This window comes from Aeromonas sp. S18(2024) (assembly GCF_041402525.1).
Taxonomy (GTDB): domain Bacteria; phylum Pseudomonadota; class Gammaproteobacteria; order Enterobacterales; family Aeromonadaceae; genus Aeromonas; species Aeromonas enteropelogenes.
Genome location: NZ_JBGLQV010000005.1, coordinates 57877 through 73062, shown reverse-complemented (window position 1 = coordinate 73062; position 15186 = coordinate 57877). Strand labels below are relative to the sequence as shown.

Below are 15186 nucleotides of genomic sequence, written 5' to 3'. Positions count from 1 at the left end.
CGCAATTACCCGGTGTGATCGCAATAAAAAGGGCGCCCATACGGGCGCCCCTTGAACGGTGCCAGCTAACTACTTAGTGGCGCAGCCCGGTGCCGCGGGAGATGAGCCACCAGGCCAGACCGTAGAGAGCCACGATGAAGCCGATGATGATGAGATAGGCGGTGCCGAGCGGCACGTCGGAGATACCGAGGAAGCCGTAACGGAACGCGTTCACCATGTAGATAATCGGGTTCACCTGGGAGACCCCTTGCCAGAAGGGGGGCAGCAGGGTGATGGAGTAGAAGACCCCGCCCAGATAGGTGAGCGGCGTCAGCACGAAGGTGGGGATGATGCTGATGTCGTCGAAGGTCTTGGCAAACACGGCGTTGATGAGCCCGCCGAGGGAAAACAGGATCGAGGTCAGCAGTACCGTGATGCAGACGCTGAACAGGTGATGGATCTGCAGCGGCACGAAGAACAGCGACACCAGGGTGACGATGAGGCCGACACAGAGGCCGCGCGCCACGCCACCGCCTACATAGCCTGCGATGATGACGTAGTTGGGCACAGGGGCTACCAGCAGCTCCTCCACGTTACGCTGGAACTTGGCGCTGAAGAAGGAGGAGGCGACGTTGGAGTAGGAGTTGGTGATGACCGACATCATGATGAGGCCGGGCACGATGAACTCCATGTAGCTAAAGCCCCCCATGTCACCGATGCGTGAACCGATGAGGTTGCCGAAGATGACGAAGTAGAGGCTCATGGTGATGGCGGGCGGCACCAGGGTCTGGATCCAGATCCGGGTGAAGCGGCTGATTTCCTTGGCCAGAATGCTCTTGAAGGCGATGTAATAGGTGGTCAGATTCATGCTTTTCTCCCCTCTTCGACCAGGCTGACGAACAGCTCTTCCAGCCGGTTGGCCTTGTTGCGCATGCTCAGCACCTGCACTTGCTGGCTCGACAGCTGCTCGAACAGGCTGTTGAGAGACTGGCTCTTGTCCAGATCCACTTCCAGGGTGCGCTCGTCCTGCATCCGGCCATTGAACTGGGGCAGGTTCGGCACGGCGGAGCCCGGCGCCAGATCCAGCATGAAGGTCTCGCGGCCCAGCTTGGCCAGCAGCTTCTTCATGCTGGTGTGCTCGATAAGCCGCCCCTTGTCGATGATGCCGATGTTGCGGCACAACATCTCCGCCTCTTCCAGATAGTGGGTGGTGAGTATGATGGTGACCCCCTGCGCGTTGAGCTCCTTGAGGAAGGTCCACATGGAACGGCGGATCTCGATATCCACCCCGGCGGTCGGTTCGTCCAGGATCAGCAGCTTGGGCTCGTGCATCAGGGCGCGAGCGATCATCAGGCGGCGCTTCATGCCACCGGAGAGGGTGCGGGCCGGCATGTCGCGCTTGTCCCACAGATCGAGCTGGCGCAGATACTTCTCGGCGCGGATTTTGGCCTCGGCCTTGGGCACGCCATAGAAGCCGGCCTGATGGGTGACAATCTGGATCACCTTCTCGAACTGGCTGAAGTTGAACTCCTGGGGCACCAGGCCGAGCTGGGCCTTGGCCTGTTCCAGTTCGGTGTCGATGTCGTAGCCGAACACCTTCACCTTGCCCTGGGTCTTGTTCACCAGCGAGCTGATGACCCCTATGGTGGTGGACTTGCCCGCGCCGTTGGGTCCGAGCAGGGCGAAGAAATCTCCCTGCTGGACAGTGAGATCAATGCCTTTCAGGGCTTCGACGCCCCCCTGATAGGTCTTTTTCAGGCCGCTTATTTCCAGTGCGTTCATTGCAACCTCTGTGATGACAGATGCCATCTCGATACAGAAAAGGCGGCCGAGGCCGCCTGTGCAGATGATGAAGCGGCGCAGGGCAACTTCATCCAGATATGACTGAGCCTGGCTTACTCCTGGGGTACCACTTTGCCGATGAACGGCAGATTGCGGTACTTCTGGGCGTAGTCGATGCCACAGCCCACCACGAATTCATCCGGGATGGCGAAGCCAATCCAGTCAACCGGTACCTGCACTTCGCGGCGGGACGGCTTGTCCAGCAGGGTGCAGATGGCCAGGGATTTTGGCTCGCGCAGGGAGAGGATCTCCCGCACCTTGTTGAGGGTGTAACCGGTGTCGATGATGTCTTCCACAATCACCACATCCTTGCCCTTGATGTCGTCATCCAGATCTTTGAGGATGCGCACGTCACGGGTGCTGTGCATACCGGAGCCATAGCTGGAGGCGGTCATAAAATCCAGGGTGATGGGCAGTTGGCACTGACGGCTGAGGTCTGCCAGGAATACGCAGGAGCCGCGCAGCAGGCCGATCATCACCACTTCATCAGAGCCCTGATAACGGGCGGTGATCTCTTCACCCAATTTGGCGATCCGGGCGGCGACTTCGGCCTCGGAGATCATCACCTCGACAGTGTGTTTCATCACTTACTCCAATATGGCCAAGGGGAATTTGGCCGTTCATTAACGTCAAAACCGATGATTCTACCACTCGTTTCGGGAGGCGCTAGCGATAGATGGTGCTTTTATCAGCTTATTTTAATTGATAGAGTTAGCAGGCACTCAGGCATGATCAGTTAAAATACTATAAACACCATAATCAATAACTATTAGATGATAAAAACTATGGAACCACGCGCAGAAATAAGACGTCGTACCCGGCTGTCGCCGGAAGCCCGTCGAACTCAATTGATGGAATGTGCCATCGAAGTATTCTCCCGCCGAGGCATCGGTCGTGCTGGCCACGCCGAAATTGCCGAAGAAGCCAAGGTATCGGTTGCTACCGTATTCAACTATTTCAACACCCGTGAGGAGTTGGTTGATGAGGTGCTGGCCGAGATCGAACGCTTCATGACCCAGATGCTGTCACAGGCATACTCGGGCAATGACGCAATCCTGGACAAGATCAAACGCCATGTGACCCTGTGTGTCGATGCCGCTTTTGATAAGCCGGATTACGCCAGCATCTGGCTGGAGTGGAGTTCATCGGTACGGGAAGAGGTATGGCCTCGCTATACCCGTCTGCTCGATCAGTGTCTCGACCTGATCGCCAGCGAGCTGCAGTCCGCCATGGATGCAGGGGAGATCACCAGCGTGCTGTCGGCGCAGGATCTGGCCCGCTCCCTGAGTGGTTGTGGCTACGTGATGATGCAGATGATCAACCAGCCCCAGCGCCCCGCCCGTGAAGAGGTGACGGACTTCCTGTTCAAGTACGTGACCGCTCCTATCCAGGCCAGCTGATACGGTTTTGACAAAAACGGCGCCACTCGATGAGTGGCGCCGTTTTTTATGCCGTACTTTTGTCCTGACGGATCAGGCTTAGCCATAACCCCAGCGGCGGGTCAGCTCGTGTTCTATGCCCAGATGGTCAAGGATCCGCGCCACCATGAAGTCCACCAGATCCTCGATGCTTTTGGGCTCGTGATAGAAGCCGGGCGCCGCCGGCATGATGGTCACGCCAAGACGGGCGAGCTTGAGCATGTTCTCCAGATGGATGGCGGAGAAGGGGCTCTCGCGAGGCACCAGGATGAGCTGGCCGCGCTCCTTGATCACCACATCCGCCGCGCGCTCCAGCAGGTTGTCGGAGGCGCCGTTGGCAATGGCGGAGACTGTACCCATGGAGCAGGGGCAAACCACCATCTGTTTGGGTGCCGCCGAGCCGGAGGCCACCGGCGAGAACCACTCCTCCTTGCCGCAGGCGACGATCTGCCCCTCCTTGGCACCATACTGGCGGCAGAGGTAGGCGGAGAGCTCTCTGGGCGAGCCAGGCCAATCCTGTTGCTGCTCGGTCTTGAGCACCACCCGGGCTGCCGAGGAGGCGAGCAGGTAGACCCGATAGTCCGCCTGCACCAGACTCTGGAGCAGGCGCAGGGCGTAGGGGGCACCGGAGGCGCCGGTCAGCGCCAGGGTGATCGCTTTGTTCATAGTTGACCGTGGTAGTCCTTGAGGCGGGCAAGCAGCTTGTCATGGATGCCGCCGAAGCCGCCGTTGCTCATGATCAGAATATGGTCGCCGTCGCGGCACTCGGCCACCAGCCGATTGACCAGGGTCTCCAGATCGTTGAATACCTTGGCCGGGCGGGTCATGTGGGCGGTCACCTCACCCAGATCCCAGCCGATGTTGGGAGGCTGGAAGAAGAACACCTCGTCGGCACCGTCGAAGCAGCCAGCCAGCTCCTCCTTGTGCACTCCCAGCTTCATGGTGTTGGAGCGCGGCTCCAGCACGGCCAGGATGCGGGCCTGGCCTCCGATGTGATCAACCCTGGCGCGAAGGCCGCCGAGGGTGGTCTCGATAGCGGTGGGGTGATGGGCGAAGTCGTCGTAGACGCTGATGCCCGCCACCTCACCCTTGAGCTCCATCCGCCGCTTGGGGGACTTGAACTGGCACAGGGCCGCGATGCCGTGTTCCACCATGACACCGGCATGGCGAGCGGCGGCGATGGCCATCAGGCCGTTGTTGACGTTGTGCTCGCCGATGCATTCCCAGTGCACCTCGCCCTGCTTCTCGCCATCCAGCCACACCTCGAAGGCGGAGCCGTCGTCGGCCAGCTTGACCGCTTTCCACTTGGCATCGTCCTGACCCACCAGCTCCACTTCGCTCCAGCAGCCCATCTTGCGCACGGCGGTGAGGTTGTCATCTGCCTGCGGGAACAGTACCCGGCCGTTGCTCGGCACGGTACGCATCAGGTGATGGAACTGGCGCTGGATGGCGGCGAGATCCGGGAAGATGTCTGCATGATCGAACTCCAGGTTGTTCATCACCAGGGTGCGTGGATGGTAGTGAATGAACTTGGAGCGCTTGTCGAAGAAGGCGCAGTCGTACTCGTCCGCTTCGATAACGAAGAAGGGCGCAGAGCCCAGGCGGGCGGAGACCGGGAAGTTGCCCGGTACGCCGCCGATGAGAAAACCGGGTTCGAGCTTGGCGTACTCCAGTACCCAGGCCAGCATGCTGGCGGTGGTGGTCTTGCCATGGGTACCCGCTACCGCCAGTACCCAGCGATCTTTCAGCACATGCTCCAGCAGCCACTGGGGGCCGGAGATATAGGGCAGATTGCGATCCAGCACATACTCCACGCAGGGGTTGCCACGGCTCATGGCGTTGCCGATCACCACCAGATCCGGCGCCGGATCGAGCTGGGAGGGATCATAACCTTCGGTCAGCTCGATGCCCTGCTGCTCGAGCTGGGTGCTCATGGGGGGATAGACGTTGGCATCGGAGCCGGTCACCCGGTAACCAAGCTGTTTTGCCAACACCGCCAGACCACCCATGAAGGTGCCGCAGATCCCGAGGATGTGAATGTGCATACCGCTTCCTTTTCCATTAAAGGGAGTGCGCATTCTAGCAAGATGGCAGCAATTTGGCAGACCCAAGGGGTGGCCGGACCGGAATAAGTCATGTGGCTTTATTTGAGACTTGCTTTCATGACGTACTTTCTTACAATTCCCGGGTTTTGTGATGGCGATAACAGATCTAGGATATCGCCCTTTTCCGAAGGAGACTCTTCATGGGCAAGTTCCTGCTTTGTTATCTGGTCGGTGGCCTGGTGGCCATCAGTTGGGCCGTCTTGCCCGCACACGGTCCCTGGGATGGCTGGGATCTCGCGATTTTCCATGGGGTGAATGGCTGGCTGGGGGAATCGGCACGCTGGGCCGATCTGGTGGCGATCATCAACAACCGGCTGTTCGATCTGGTGGTGCTGGCCTGCATGGGACTGATCCTGACGCGTTGTTTCGTCTCTCGCGATCTGGAAGGGCGTCGCCAGCTGGTGGCGATGGGACTCTTGATGCTGCTCACCGCGCTGGTCGTCAACCAGATCGGCCACCAGTTGCCGGTAGAGCGCCCCAGCCCGACCCTGACGGTCAGCGATGCGTTGCGCGTCACCCACATCAGTGCCATTCCAACCAAGGACTCTTCCGGTGACAGCTTCCCGGGGGATCACGCCCTCTTCCTGATGATCTTCGCCGGCTTTGCCCTGCGCTACCTGCCCCGCTGGGCGGGGGTCTGCGCCGTGCTGATGGTGCCGCTCTTCTCTGCGCCACGGATCTTCTCCGGGGCCCACTGGTTTACCGATGTCTATGTCGGCGCCCTGGGGCTGGCTACCCTCTGTCTGCCCTGGCTGCTGCTGACGCCGCTTTCGGATCGCCTCATTGCGCGAATGGTTCCTTATATGGCGCGCCTGCCGCTGCTGCGCAGCCAGGCCTGCTGATGGCACCATGCAAAAAAATGCCCTGACACTGCGTCGGGGCGTTTTTTTATCCGGGCTTGAATGCCATCAGGCCTGGTAGCCGTTCGGGTTGTTGCTTTGCCAGCGCCAGGTATCGATCATCATCTGCTCCAGCCCCCGCTCGGCCTGCCAGCCCAGCTCCTCGCGCGCCTTGTGCGGCTCGGCCCAGCACTCGGCGATGTCGCCCGGGCGGCGCGGTTTGATCTGGTAGGGAATAGTGCGCCCGCTGGCCGCCTCGAACGCCTTGACCATCTCCAGCACCGAATAACCCTGGCCGGTGCCGAGGTTATAGGTGAAGACGCCGGTGTCGCTGGCGATGCGTGCCAGTGCCTTGAGGTGGCCGATGGCAAGGTCCACCACATGAATGTAGTCGCGCACCCCTGTGCCATCCGGGGTGGGGTAGTCGTTGCCAAACACCCCCAGCTCCTTGAGCTTGCCGACACCCACCTGGCTGATATAGGGCAGCAGGTTGTTGGGGATACCGTTGGGATCTTCACCGATGAGGCCGCTCTCGTGGGCGCCGACCGGGTTGAAGTAGCGCAGCAGCACGATGGCCCAGCGGGGATCGGATTTGGCGAGATCCCGCAGTATCTCCTCCACCATCAGTTTGGAGCGGCCATAGGGGTTGGTGGCGCTGGTGGGGAAATCTTCCCGCAGCGGTACAGACGCCGGGTCGCCATAGACGGTAGCCGACGAACTGAACACCAGGCGGAATACTCCCGCCCTGGCCATCTCCTCGCACAGCACCAGGGTGCCGCTGATGTTGTTCTGGTAGTAGGTGAGCGGGATCTGGCTCGACTCCCCGACCGCCTTGAGGCCGGCGAAGTGGATCACCGACTCGATCTCGTAGTCGGCGAACAGGCGCTGCAGGCAGGTTCGGTCGAGGATATCCCCCTCGACGAAAGTGACCGTCTTGCCGGTGATCCGTTCGACCCGCTTGAGGGACTCGGGGGAAGAGTTGGAGAGGTTGTCGAGCACCACTACCTGCTGTCCGGCGCTAAGCAGCTCGACCAGGGTGTGGGAGCCAATATAGCCGGCGCCCCCTGTGACCAGAATTGTCATTGTCTATCCCGTGTTCTGATGAAACTGGGGGAAGTTTACCCGCCCAGCCTCAGCGGGAAAAGCATGAGGTACCAATGACTCCATCAATAGTCGACGCTGACATCCCCCCTGGCGGTGCAGGAGCAGGCCAGGGCGACCCCGCTTTCGAGATCCTGGGGGCTCAGGGTCATGATGCTCTGGCGTTCGATCTCCCCCGTGGTGGTGCAGCGGCAAGCCCCGCACACGCCGGCGCGGCAGGCAGCCATCATGGTTTCACCCGCCCCTTCCAGCGCTGCGAGCAGGGTCTGGCCCGGCAGTATCTTCACCTTCTTGCCACTCTTTTTCAGGGTCAGCCAGAAGTGGTCGCTGGTGGCGGGGGCAGACTCGGCGGGCGGCAATCCGAAAGACTCCTGATGCAGTTGCTCGGCGGGCAGCCCGAGCTCTGCCAGCATGGTGCTGACCGCCTCCATATAGGGGGCTGGCCCGCACAGGTAGACGTGGCGGCCGAGCAAGTCCGGCGCCAGCTCTTTGAGCATGGCGGGGGTGAGGCGCCCAGCCCAGGGGTGATCGGCCGGGGCCTGTTCCAGTACCAGCGCATGACGCAGGCCTTCGTGAGCCTCGACCAGGGCGTTCAGTTCACGACCGAAGATGACATCTTCCGGTGAGCGGGCACTGTGAATAAAGCGGATATCGGCGTCCGGTCGCTTGGTCAGCTCGTCCCGCAGCATGGCCCACATGGGGGTGATGCCAGAGCCGGCGCTCAAAAGCAGCGGCCGCTCGCACGGCAGTGCGCTCAGGTTGAAATCGCCTAAGGGGCCATCCACCCGGATCTCGTCCCCCACTTGCAGCGTCTGGTGCAGATGGTGGGAGACCAGCCCCACATCCTTGATGGTGACTTGCCAGAAAGGATCCTGCGGGCTGGAGGATAGGGTATAGGCACGGCAGTGGGGCTGGCCGTCGATGAGGGTGTGCAGGGTCACACACTGGCCGGCCAGCACGGGGGGCAGAGAGCCTTCGAAGGGAACGAACTGCCAGCTGACCACATCATGGGTATCCGCGTGGCGGGCGGTGCAGGTGAGGATGAGAGAGGTGGAGGTCATCGCAAGGCTCCTCGGTTCTATTGGTAAAAGGCATGAGCAAAAAAGGCGAGCCGGGCGGCTCGCCAAACGCTTACAACATGACGAGCTGTCAGGCCGCCAGGATCTCGGCCAGATCCGCTTCGGCACTGGTGGTACCCTTGAGACCGAACTGCTCCTCCAGCACCTTGAGCAGGGCCGGGGTGAGGAAGGCCGGAGCCGTCGGGCCGGTGCGGATGTCCTTCACGCCGAGCGCCAGCAGGGTGAGCAGGATGACGATGGCTTTCTGCTCGAACCAGGAGAGCACCAGGGTCAGCGGCAGATCGTTGACACCGCACTCGAAGGCATCGGCCAGCGCCAGGGCGAGCTGGATGGCGGAGTAGGCGTCGTTGCACTGGCCTACGTCCAGCAGGCGAGGAATGCCGCCGATGTCACCGAAATCGAGCTTGTTGAACTTGTACTTGCCGCAGCCCAGGGTGAGCAACAGGCTGTCTTGCGGCACCGCCTTGGCAAACTCGGTGTAGTAGGCGCGCTCGGCGCGATCGCCATCGCAACCGCCCACCAGGAAGAAGTGGCTGATTTCCCCTGCCTTGACCTTGTCGATGACGGCCGGAGCAGCCTGCATCAGGGCGTTGCGGGCAAAGCCGATGGTGATGAAGTGCTCAAGCTCTTCATGCTTGAAGCCATCCAGCGCCTGCGCCTTCGCGATAACGGCGGAGAAATCCTCCCCTTCCAGATGGGTCACGCCCGGCCAGCCGACAATGGAGCGGGTGAAGATGCGATCCGCATAGTTGCCCACATTCGGGTCGATGATGCAGTTGGAGGTCATCACCACAGCGCCCGGGAAGTTGGCGAACTCTTTTTGCTGGTTCTGCCAGGCGGAGCCGTAGTTGCCCACCAGGTGCGGGTACTGCTTGAAGAAGGGGTAAGCCAACGCTGGCAGCATCTCGCCATGGGTGTAGACATTGATGCCGGTGTCCTTGGTCTGCTCCAGAATGAGCTTGAGATCCACCATGTCATGGCCGGAGACCAGAATGCACTTGCCCGGCACCGGGGTGACACGCACCCGGGTCGGCTCCGGATGACCAAATGCCGTCGTTTCGCCGCGATCCAGCATCTCCATGATTTTGAAGTTGAGCAGGCCGATATCCATGGCGCACTTGAACAGGGGGTCCAGATCGCTGGGATCCGTGCTAAGCCAGCTCATGATGCGGTGGAATTCGGCTGCCACCTCGCTGTCTTGCTGATCCAGCACCCGGGCGTGCTCCATGTAGGCCGCGGCACCCTTGAGGCCGTAGAGGCAGAGCAGGCGCAGCCCCATGATGTCTTCGTTCACTTCGCTCTTGCCACGGTTGACCGCGGTTTGCAGTGCATGGGCCAGCTGTTCCAGCAGCTCGGCACCCGGCTCGAAGCTGGCTGCGGCAGGCAGTCCGGTAACCTGCACCGCGCGTTCGGCCAGACGGTTGGCCAGCTGGTGGCGATAGTCCAGGGTCTGGTTGACGTAGGCAACGATACGGGCGGAGTCGAAGTTGACGTTGGTGAGGGTGGCGAAGAAGGCCTTGGGTACGAAAGCATCGATCTCGCTGTCGATGATGCCGTGCTCGCGGGCGGCCAGCGCCCAGGCGCTCAGCCCCTGCAGCGCATAGATCAGCACATCCTGCAGATCCGAGGTCTCGGCCGTCTTGCCGCACATGCCCTGGGCATAGGCGCAACCGTTGCCGGCGGGGGTACGAATTGTCTGTTCACATTGCACACAAAACATCATGCCTCTCCTAATTGGACATTTCAATTGTCTGTTTTATGCCGATTCTATGCCTCTCGGAAAAAACTTAATAGGCATTCAATTTGCCAATTCATTTTTCATTGATGCAGATCAAAAACAAAAAAGCCGCCCATCGGGGGGCGGCAAGCGGGGGGATAAACAGGAGAGACTATTCAGGGTTCACAACTCAACGGGTTACAAAACGGATCAGGCCAGGTAGGCGCGCAACATCCAGACCAGTTTTTCCTGCTGCTGCACATAGTCAGAGAGGATGGAGGCTGTGCCCTCGTCACCGGCGTCAGCGGCTTGTCCCAGAATGCGGCGCTGGGCGATCAGCAATTCGCGAAAGCTCTCCAGCAGGGATTCGACACAGGCGCGGCCGTCGTGCATGTCTTTTTGCTCGGCAATGGCCGACACCTTCAGATAGTCGCTGAAGCTGTGCATGGGCACGCCATCCAGGGTGAGGATGCGCTCGGCCAGGGCATCGACCTTCAGCAACAGGTCGTTGTAGATCTCTTCGAACTTCAGGTGCAGTTCGAAGAACTGGTTGCCGCGGATATTCCAGTGGAAACCACGGACGTTCATGTAAAGGATCTGGTAGCTGGCCAGCAACTTGTTCAGTTCTGCAGCCAGGGCTTGTGATTGAACGCTATCAAGACCAATCGGGCTTTTCATCTTTCACCTCCAGATTTGGAAACGTATTTCGGAACGGGGTTAGAGTACCGCCATACAAAATGGAGGGATAATCGCTAGTGTCTAACTGATTGATAGCGAATGGCTATCGAATGGCAGGCGGGGTTAGCTGCCGTACTTTTCCAGCAGGGCCATCAGGATGGCCTGGCTCTCGGGATCGGGTTCGCTATCGACCCGGGCCGGGCGAAAGTGGAGTTGAAAGGCGCGTATGACGGCCCGGCTCTGGGCATCCCACTCTCCGGTGATAGGGAGGCCATAACCGTAACGGGCCAGTTGTTGCTGCCAGGTGGCGATGTCCCAGTGCGGCAAGGGGGCGGCAAGCAGCTCGGTGACCCGCTCTTCATCGGGCCAGGCTCCCACCCCGTATTCCAGATAGAGCTGGCGCCAGGGAAAGCGGGGACCGGGATCCTGCTTGCGCTCCGGGGCCACGTCGCTGTGAGCCAGTACCTGGGTCGGCGGGATCTGGTAGCGTTCAACAAGATCCCGGGTCAGGGCGCCGACGGCGGCGATCTGGGTTTGGGTGAAAAGTTGCCAGCGCCGCTCATGGGGGGGCAGGGACTCCTCTTCCCGGGGATAGCCCAGGTTGACGATCTCGATGCCGAGGGAGCTGGCATTGAGCCCGGCATATTGCCGCCAGCGGCTGAGCCCCGCATGCCAGGCGCGCTGGCTGTCCGGCACCAGCTGGTAGACGGGCAGCGGTGTCTCATCGCTGTCGCGGGGGACCAGATAGTGGGCGCTCACCTTGTGTTCGGGTTCGGTCAGCAGGCGCAGAGAGTTGTCATCGTCCTCGTCCGTGTAGTGCAGGATCAGAAAGGCAATGCGCTCGTTCTGGCTGGCGCTCTGGTAACGGGTGGATAGCTGGTAGTCGGTTGGAGTGCAGCTGCCCAGCAGGAGAAGCGGGAGCAGCAGAAGCGGGCGCCATCTCCCGGGTGTCCACAAGTAGGACGGGAGGGAGGAGAGGCGCACCGGCATGGGAAAGATCCTGGTCCTAGCCGCGATACTTGGCGGTCAGACCGATGAGGAAGTTGCGCAGGATCTGATCCCCGCAATCCTGGTAGTGCTTGTGATCCTTGGCGCGGAATAGGGCGCTCAGCTCGGACTTGGATAAGTTGAAGTTGGCCAGCTTGAGAGTGCCCAGCATGTCTTCCTCTTTGAAGTTGAGGCCGATGCGCAGCTTGCGCAGGATCAGGTTGTTGTTGATCCGGTTCGGGATCACCTGGGGCGGCGCATCTTCCCGCACGCCGCGGCGGGTGGCGATGAAACCGTCGAGGAACTGGCTCAGGGCCGAATCGGGGCAGGCGGCAAAGGCCGGATCCTGCACTTCTCCCTCTTCGGCTTCTTTCAACAGCCAACCGTGCAACTGGGCGTGGGTGACGGTCAGGTTGCCCTTGGCAAACATGTCGACCATCTGATCGTTGCTGATGCTGAGGGCGTAGCGCAGGCGGCGCAGAATATCATTATTGGTCATGCTGACTCCTGTGAAAACGGCGCAACTGTACCATCTGGCGTGCCCCGCGTCAGAAAAAGCGGGGCTCTACAGCCAAAACTCTGGGGCTCACGCCAAATAGCGGGGGGCCTCCTGGCGCACCAGCGCCAGCGCATCCTGCAACTCCAGCAGCTCGGGCTCCAGTTCGCTGACCGGCACGCCGTCGCGCAGCTGTTGTTCGAGTTGTGAGAGCAATCGCTGCAGACCGGGCACTCCGGAGTAGGCACAGCCACCGTTGAGACGATGGATCTGGGCCAGCACCTCGCTATCTTCGATGGCGCCGTTCAGGGCAGACTCCAGCACAGGTTCCACCTCGTCGAAGCTGGCCAGCAGCATGGTCAGCATCTCCCTGGCCAGCGCTTCCTTGCCGGCAGCCTGGCGCACCGCCAGCGACCAGTCTATCTGCTGATCACCGTAGTTCTGGTGGCGGCGATGGGCAAAGTCGGCGATGAGCTGGGCCAGCATGCTCTCGTCGATGGGCTTGGCCAGATAGTCATCCATCCCCTGGCGGATCAGGCGCTCCCGCTCGCCTGGAATGGCATGGGCGGTGACCGCGACGATCGGCGTGGTGGTGTTGAGGGACTGGCTGCGGATCGCCTGGGTTGCGCTGATGCCGTCCATGATCGGCATCTGGATATCCATGAAGATGATGTCAAACGGCTGGCTTTGGGCCTGTTTGACTGCCTCCTTGCCGTTCTTGCACACCACCACCTGGCTCACCATCTCCTTAAGCATGGCGGCGATCAGTTTGAGGTTGGCGGCATTGTCATCCACCGCCAGCACCTTGATCGGCTGCAACTGGCGCGGGCTGGGCTGGGCCGGCAATAGCTGGTGGTTCGCCTCCGGAGTGAGCAGGGCGTGCAGCAGCTTGCGATGGTTGACCGGTTTGGAAAGACAGTGCTGGGCTCCGTGGGCCTGCATCGCCTCATAGAGTGCCGGATCGTGGCTGCTGAGCAGCACTATGGTGTTCTGGCGCCCATCGAGGGCATCGAGGCGGGTAAGCACCTGCTGCGGTGTGTGCAGGGTGCTGCTACCGATGATCACCATCTCCTGGCTGCTCATCTCGGGCCAGGGGGCGTCATGTGCCAGCAGCTGGACATCCAGCTGCCATTCGGCCAGCAGGGCGCGCAGGGAGGCCTGGGCAAAGGGATCCGGCTCCAGCAGCCAGAGTCGTTTGCCGCGGATGCGATCCAGCGGCAGAGAGTCGGCCTGGGGCAGGGGGGAGACCTCCACATCCAGACTGAACGAGAAGACCGAGCCTTTGCCGAGTTCCGATTCGAACCGGATCTGGCCGCCCATCTGCTGCACCAGCTTCTGGGTGATGACGAGACCGAGGCCGGTGCCGCCATAACGGCGGGAGATGGAGGAGTCGGCCTGGTTGAAGGCCTGGAACAGCTGGCGCTGCTGCTCCTCCGAGATGCCGATGCCGGTATCGCGGATCTGGACGTTGAGCCTCACCTTGTGATGGCTGCTGCCGATCTGCTGGATGTGCACATCCACGTTGCCCTGCTCGGTAAACTTGATGGCGTTGCCGGCGAGATTGGTCAGTACCTGCTGCAGGCGCATGGGGTCGCCGGTGAGGTAGTCCGGCACCTCGGCATCCACTCGCAGGGAGAGCTCCAGCTGCTTGTCGTGGGCGCTGGGGCCGAGCAGATGCATGGTCTCGTTGAGGGTGTCGCGCAGGCTGAAGGGGATATGCTCCAGCTGCAGCTTGCCTGCCTCGAGCTTCGAGAAGTCGAGGATGTCGTTGATGATGCCGAGGAGGTTGCGCGCCGACTTTTCGATGGTCTGCATGTAGTCGGTCTGGCTCGGGGTCAGACTGGTTTTCAGCAACTGGCGGGTAAAGCCGATGACGCCGTTGAGCGGGGTGCGCAGCTCGTGAGACATGTTGGCGAGGAACTCGGACTTGACCCGGGCCGCCTCCTGGGCGCGCTTCTTGGCCATGTCGAGCTCGACGTTCTGGATCTCGATCTGCTCCAGGGTTTCACGAAGGTCCGAGGTGGCCTGATCGATGTTCTGCTGCATCTCCTCGTGATATTCGGAGAGCGCCTTGGCCATGGCGTTGATGCCGTTTTTCAGCATGTCCAGCTCGCCGGTGAGCTGGCCGTTGACCCGGGTGTCGAGGCGCCCCTCCCTGATCTTGTGCACCGCCTGCACCATGTCGGTGATGGGCTGGGTCACGCTCTTGACCAGGCGGAAGCCAAACAGGGTGCTGAAGGCCACCCCGATACTCACCATGATGACGGCGAAGAAGGTGTCGCGATAGTGAAGCAACATGGCGCGATCTGTCGTTATCTGCATGGAGATATAACCGATCATCGGTGGCTCCACATCGCTTGGCAGCGGGAAGCCGTCCAGGCTGGTTTCGGCCTGGATCGGGGTGCGCAATATGATGTCATCCCCCTGGAAGGTGACACTGGTCAGCTCCGGGATGGGCTGGCCGTCGGGCAGCCGCAGTCGGGTAAAGTCCCTGTGGTAGTTGGAGGTGACGAACAGCTGGTTGTCCTGGGTGAAGACGGCGATGGACTTGATGAGCGGCGAATTCTTGCGATGGGTCAGCCCTATCAGCCGTTTGAGCGACTCCCGGCTGTGCTGGGTCATGCCATATTCGCTGGCGATGGCGAGGGGTTCGATGATGTTGATGCCCTGATCGATCAGGTTGTTTTCCAGCTGCTGATAGCGGTGGAAGGTGAAGTAACCGGCCATCAGGCCGCCGATCAACAGGGTAGGTAGTATGGTAAAGGCGAGAACGCGTGCTCTCAGGCCATATTTGGTCATACGAACAGGCCACCAGTAAACGGGGTTGGCGATAGGGTGAACGGCAATGCACGGGCTCTGTGGCCGTATTTGGTCATACTATTATTCTTGTGGGACAATACACGGCTGCAGATTCCACAATCATGACATAGCCACCTATAGGCACC

14 protein-coding genes are annotated in these 15186 nt (G+C 60.8%); 2 read left to right on the top strand and 12 right to left on the bottom strand.

Annotated features, from left to right (window positions below; translation table 11 throughout):
* Window positions 1–73 precede the first annotated feature (73 nt).
* From ACB034_RS10265 to hpt, 3 genes are all read right to left on the bottom strand, one after another.
* Entirely contained in the window at window positions 74–847 is a 774-nt protein-coding gene (locus ACB034_RS10265; protein WP_026457884.1) for an ABC transporter permease, read from the bottom strand.
* On the bottom strand, window positions 844–1761 hold the full coding sequence (locus tag ACB034_RS10260; RefSeq protein ID WP_042027009.1) for an ABC transporter ATP-binding protein: 918 nt from the start codon (window positions 1759–1761) through the stop codon (window positions 844–846). Before ACB034_RS10260 ends, ACB034_RS10265 begins: the two co-directional genes overlap by 4 nt.
* A 113-nt stretch (window positions 1762–1874) precedes the next feature.
* Complete coding sequence (hpt, locus tag ACB034_RS10255; RefSeq protein ID WP_026456183.1) at window positions 1875–2405, bottom strand: hypoxanthine phosphoribosyltransferase; 531 nt, start codon at window positions 2403–2405, stop codon at window positions 1875–1877.
* A 201-nt stretch (window positions 2406–2606) separates the two neighbouring features.
* On the opposite strand from hpt, the gene ACB034_RS10250 reads away from it, so the two are divergent.
* Window positions 2607–3221: a TetR/AcrR family transcriptional regulator gene (locus ACB034_RS10250; RefSeq protein WP_026456182.1), complete on the top strand. Its 615-nt coding sequence runs from the start codon at window positions 2607–2609 to the stop codon at window positions 3219–3221.
* 78 nt (window positions 3222–3299) lie between these two features.
* Here ACB034_RS10250 and ACB034_RS10245 read toward each other — a convergent pair whose 3' ends face one another.
* Both ACB034_RS10245 and mpl read right to left on the bottom strand, forming a co-directional pair.
* On the bottom strand, window positions 3300–3905 hold the full coding sequence (locus ACB034_RS10245; RefSeq protein ID WP_371172769.1) for a flavin prenyltransferase UbiX: 606 nt from the start codon (window positions 3903–3905) through the stop codon (window positions 3300–3302).
* Window positions 3902–5284, bottom strand: a complete 1383-nt coding sequence (gene mpl / locus ACB034_RS10240; RefSeq protein ID WP_371172768.1) for a UDP-N-acetylmuramate:L-alanyl-gamma-D-glutamyl-meso-diaminopimelate ligase — start codon at window positions 5282–5284, stop codon at window positions 3902–3904. Before mpl ends, ACB034_RS10245 begins: the two co-directional genes overlap by 4 nt.
* 200 nt (window positions 5285–5484) lie before the next feature.
* Here mpl and ACB034_RS10235 point away from each other — a divergent pair, with 200 nt between their 5' ends.
* On the top strand, window positions 5485–6186 hold the full coding sequence (locus tag ACB034_RS10235) for a phosphatase PAP2 family protein (RefSeq protein WP_201941605.1): 702 nt from the start codon (window positions 5485–5487) through the stop codon (window positions 6184–6186).
* Between the two features lie 66 nt (window positions 6187–6252).
* Here ACB034_RS10235 and galE read toward each other — a convergent pair whose 3' ends face one another.
* From galE to barA, 7 genes are all read right to left on the bottom strand, one after another.
* Window positions 6253–7266 carry a UDP-glucose 4-epimerase GalE gene (gene galE / locus ACB034_RS10230; RefSeq protein ID WP_268855456.1) on the bottom strand — a complete coding sequence of 338 codons (1014 nt, stop codon included), beginning with the start codon at window positions 7264–7266 and terminating at the stop codon, window positions 6253–6255.
* 83 nt (window positions 7267–7349) lie between these two features.
* Complete coding sequence (locus ACB034_RS10225) at window positions 7350–8345, bottom strand: 2Fe-2S iron-sulfur cluster-binding protein (RefSeq protein ID WP_371172767.1); 996 nt, start codon at window positions 8343–8345, stop codon at window positions 7350–7352.
* Between the two features lie 88 nt (window positions 8346–8433).
* The gene (gene hcp / locus ACB034_RS10220; RefSeq protein ID WP_371172766.1) at window positions 8434–10083 is read right to left on the bottom strand and encodes a hydroxylamine reductase; all 1650 of its coding nucleotides are present in this window, start codon (window positions 10081–10083) and stop codon (window positions 8434–8436) included.
* A 207-nt stretch (window positions 10084–10290) separates the two neighbouring features.
* Window positions 10291–10758 (bottom strand): Dps family protein, encoded by a 468-nt coding sequence (locus tag ACB034_RS10215; protein ID WP_026456176.1) that lies wholly within the window; start codon window positions 10756–10758, stop codon window positions 10291–10293.
* A gap of 123 nt (window positions 10759–10881) precedes the next feature.
* Window positions 10882–11748, bottom strand: a complete 867-nt coding sequence (locus ACB034_RS10210; protein ID WP_371172765.1) for an N-acetylmuramoyl-L-alanine amidase — start codon at window positions 11746–11748, stop codon at window positions 10882–10884.
* Between the two features lie 16 nt (window positions 11749–11764).
* Window positions 11765–12244 (bottom strand): DUF1456 family protein, encoded by a 480-nt coding sequence (locus ACB034_RS10205; RefSeq protein WP_124240719.1) that lies wholly within the window; start codon window positions 12242–12244, stop codon window positions 11765–11767.
* Between the two features lie 87 nt (window positions 12245–12331).
* Window positions 12332–15040 (bottom strand): two-component sensor histidine kinase BarA, encoded by a 2709-nt coding sequence (barA, locus tag ACB034_RS10200; RefSeq protein ID WP_371172764.1) that lies wholly within the window; start codon window positions 15038–15040, stop codon window positions 12332–12334.
* Window positions 15041–15186: the final 146 nt, after the last annotated feature.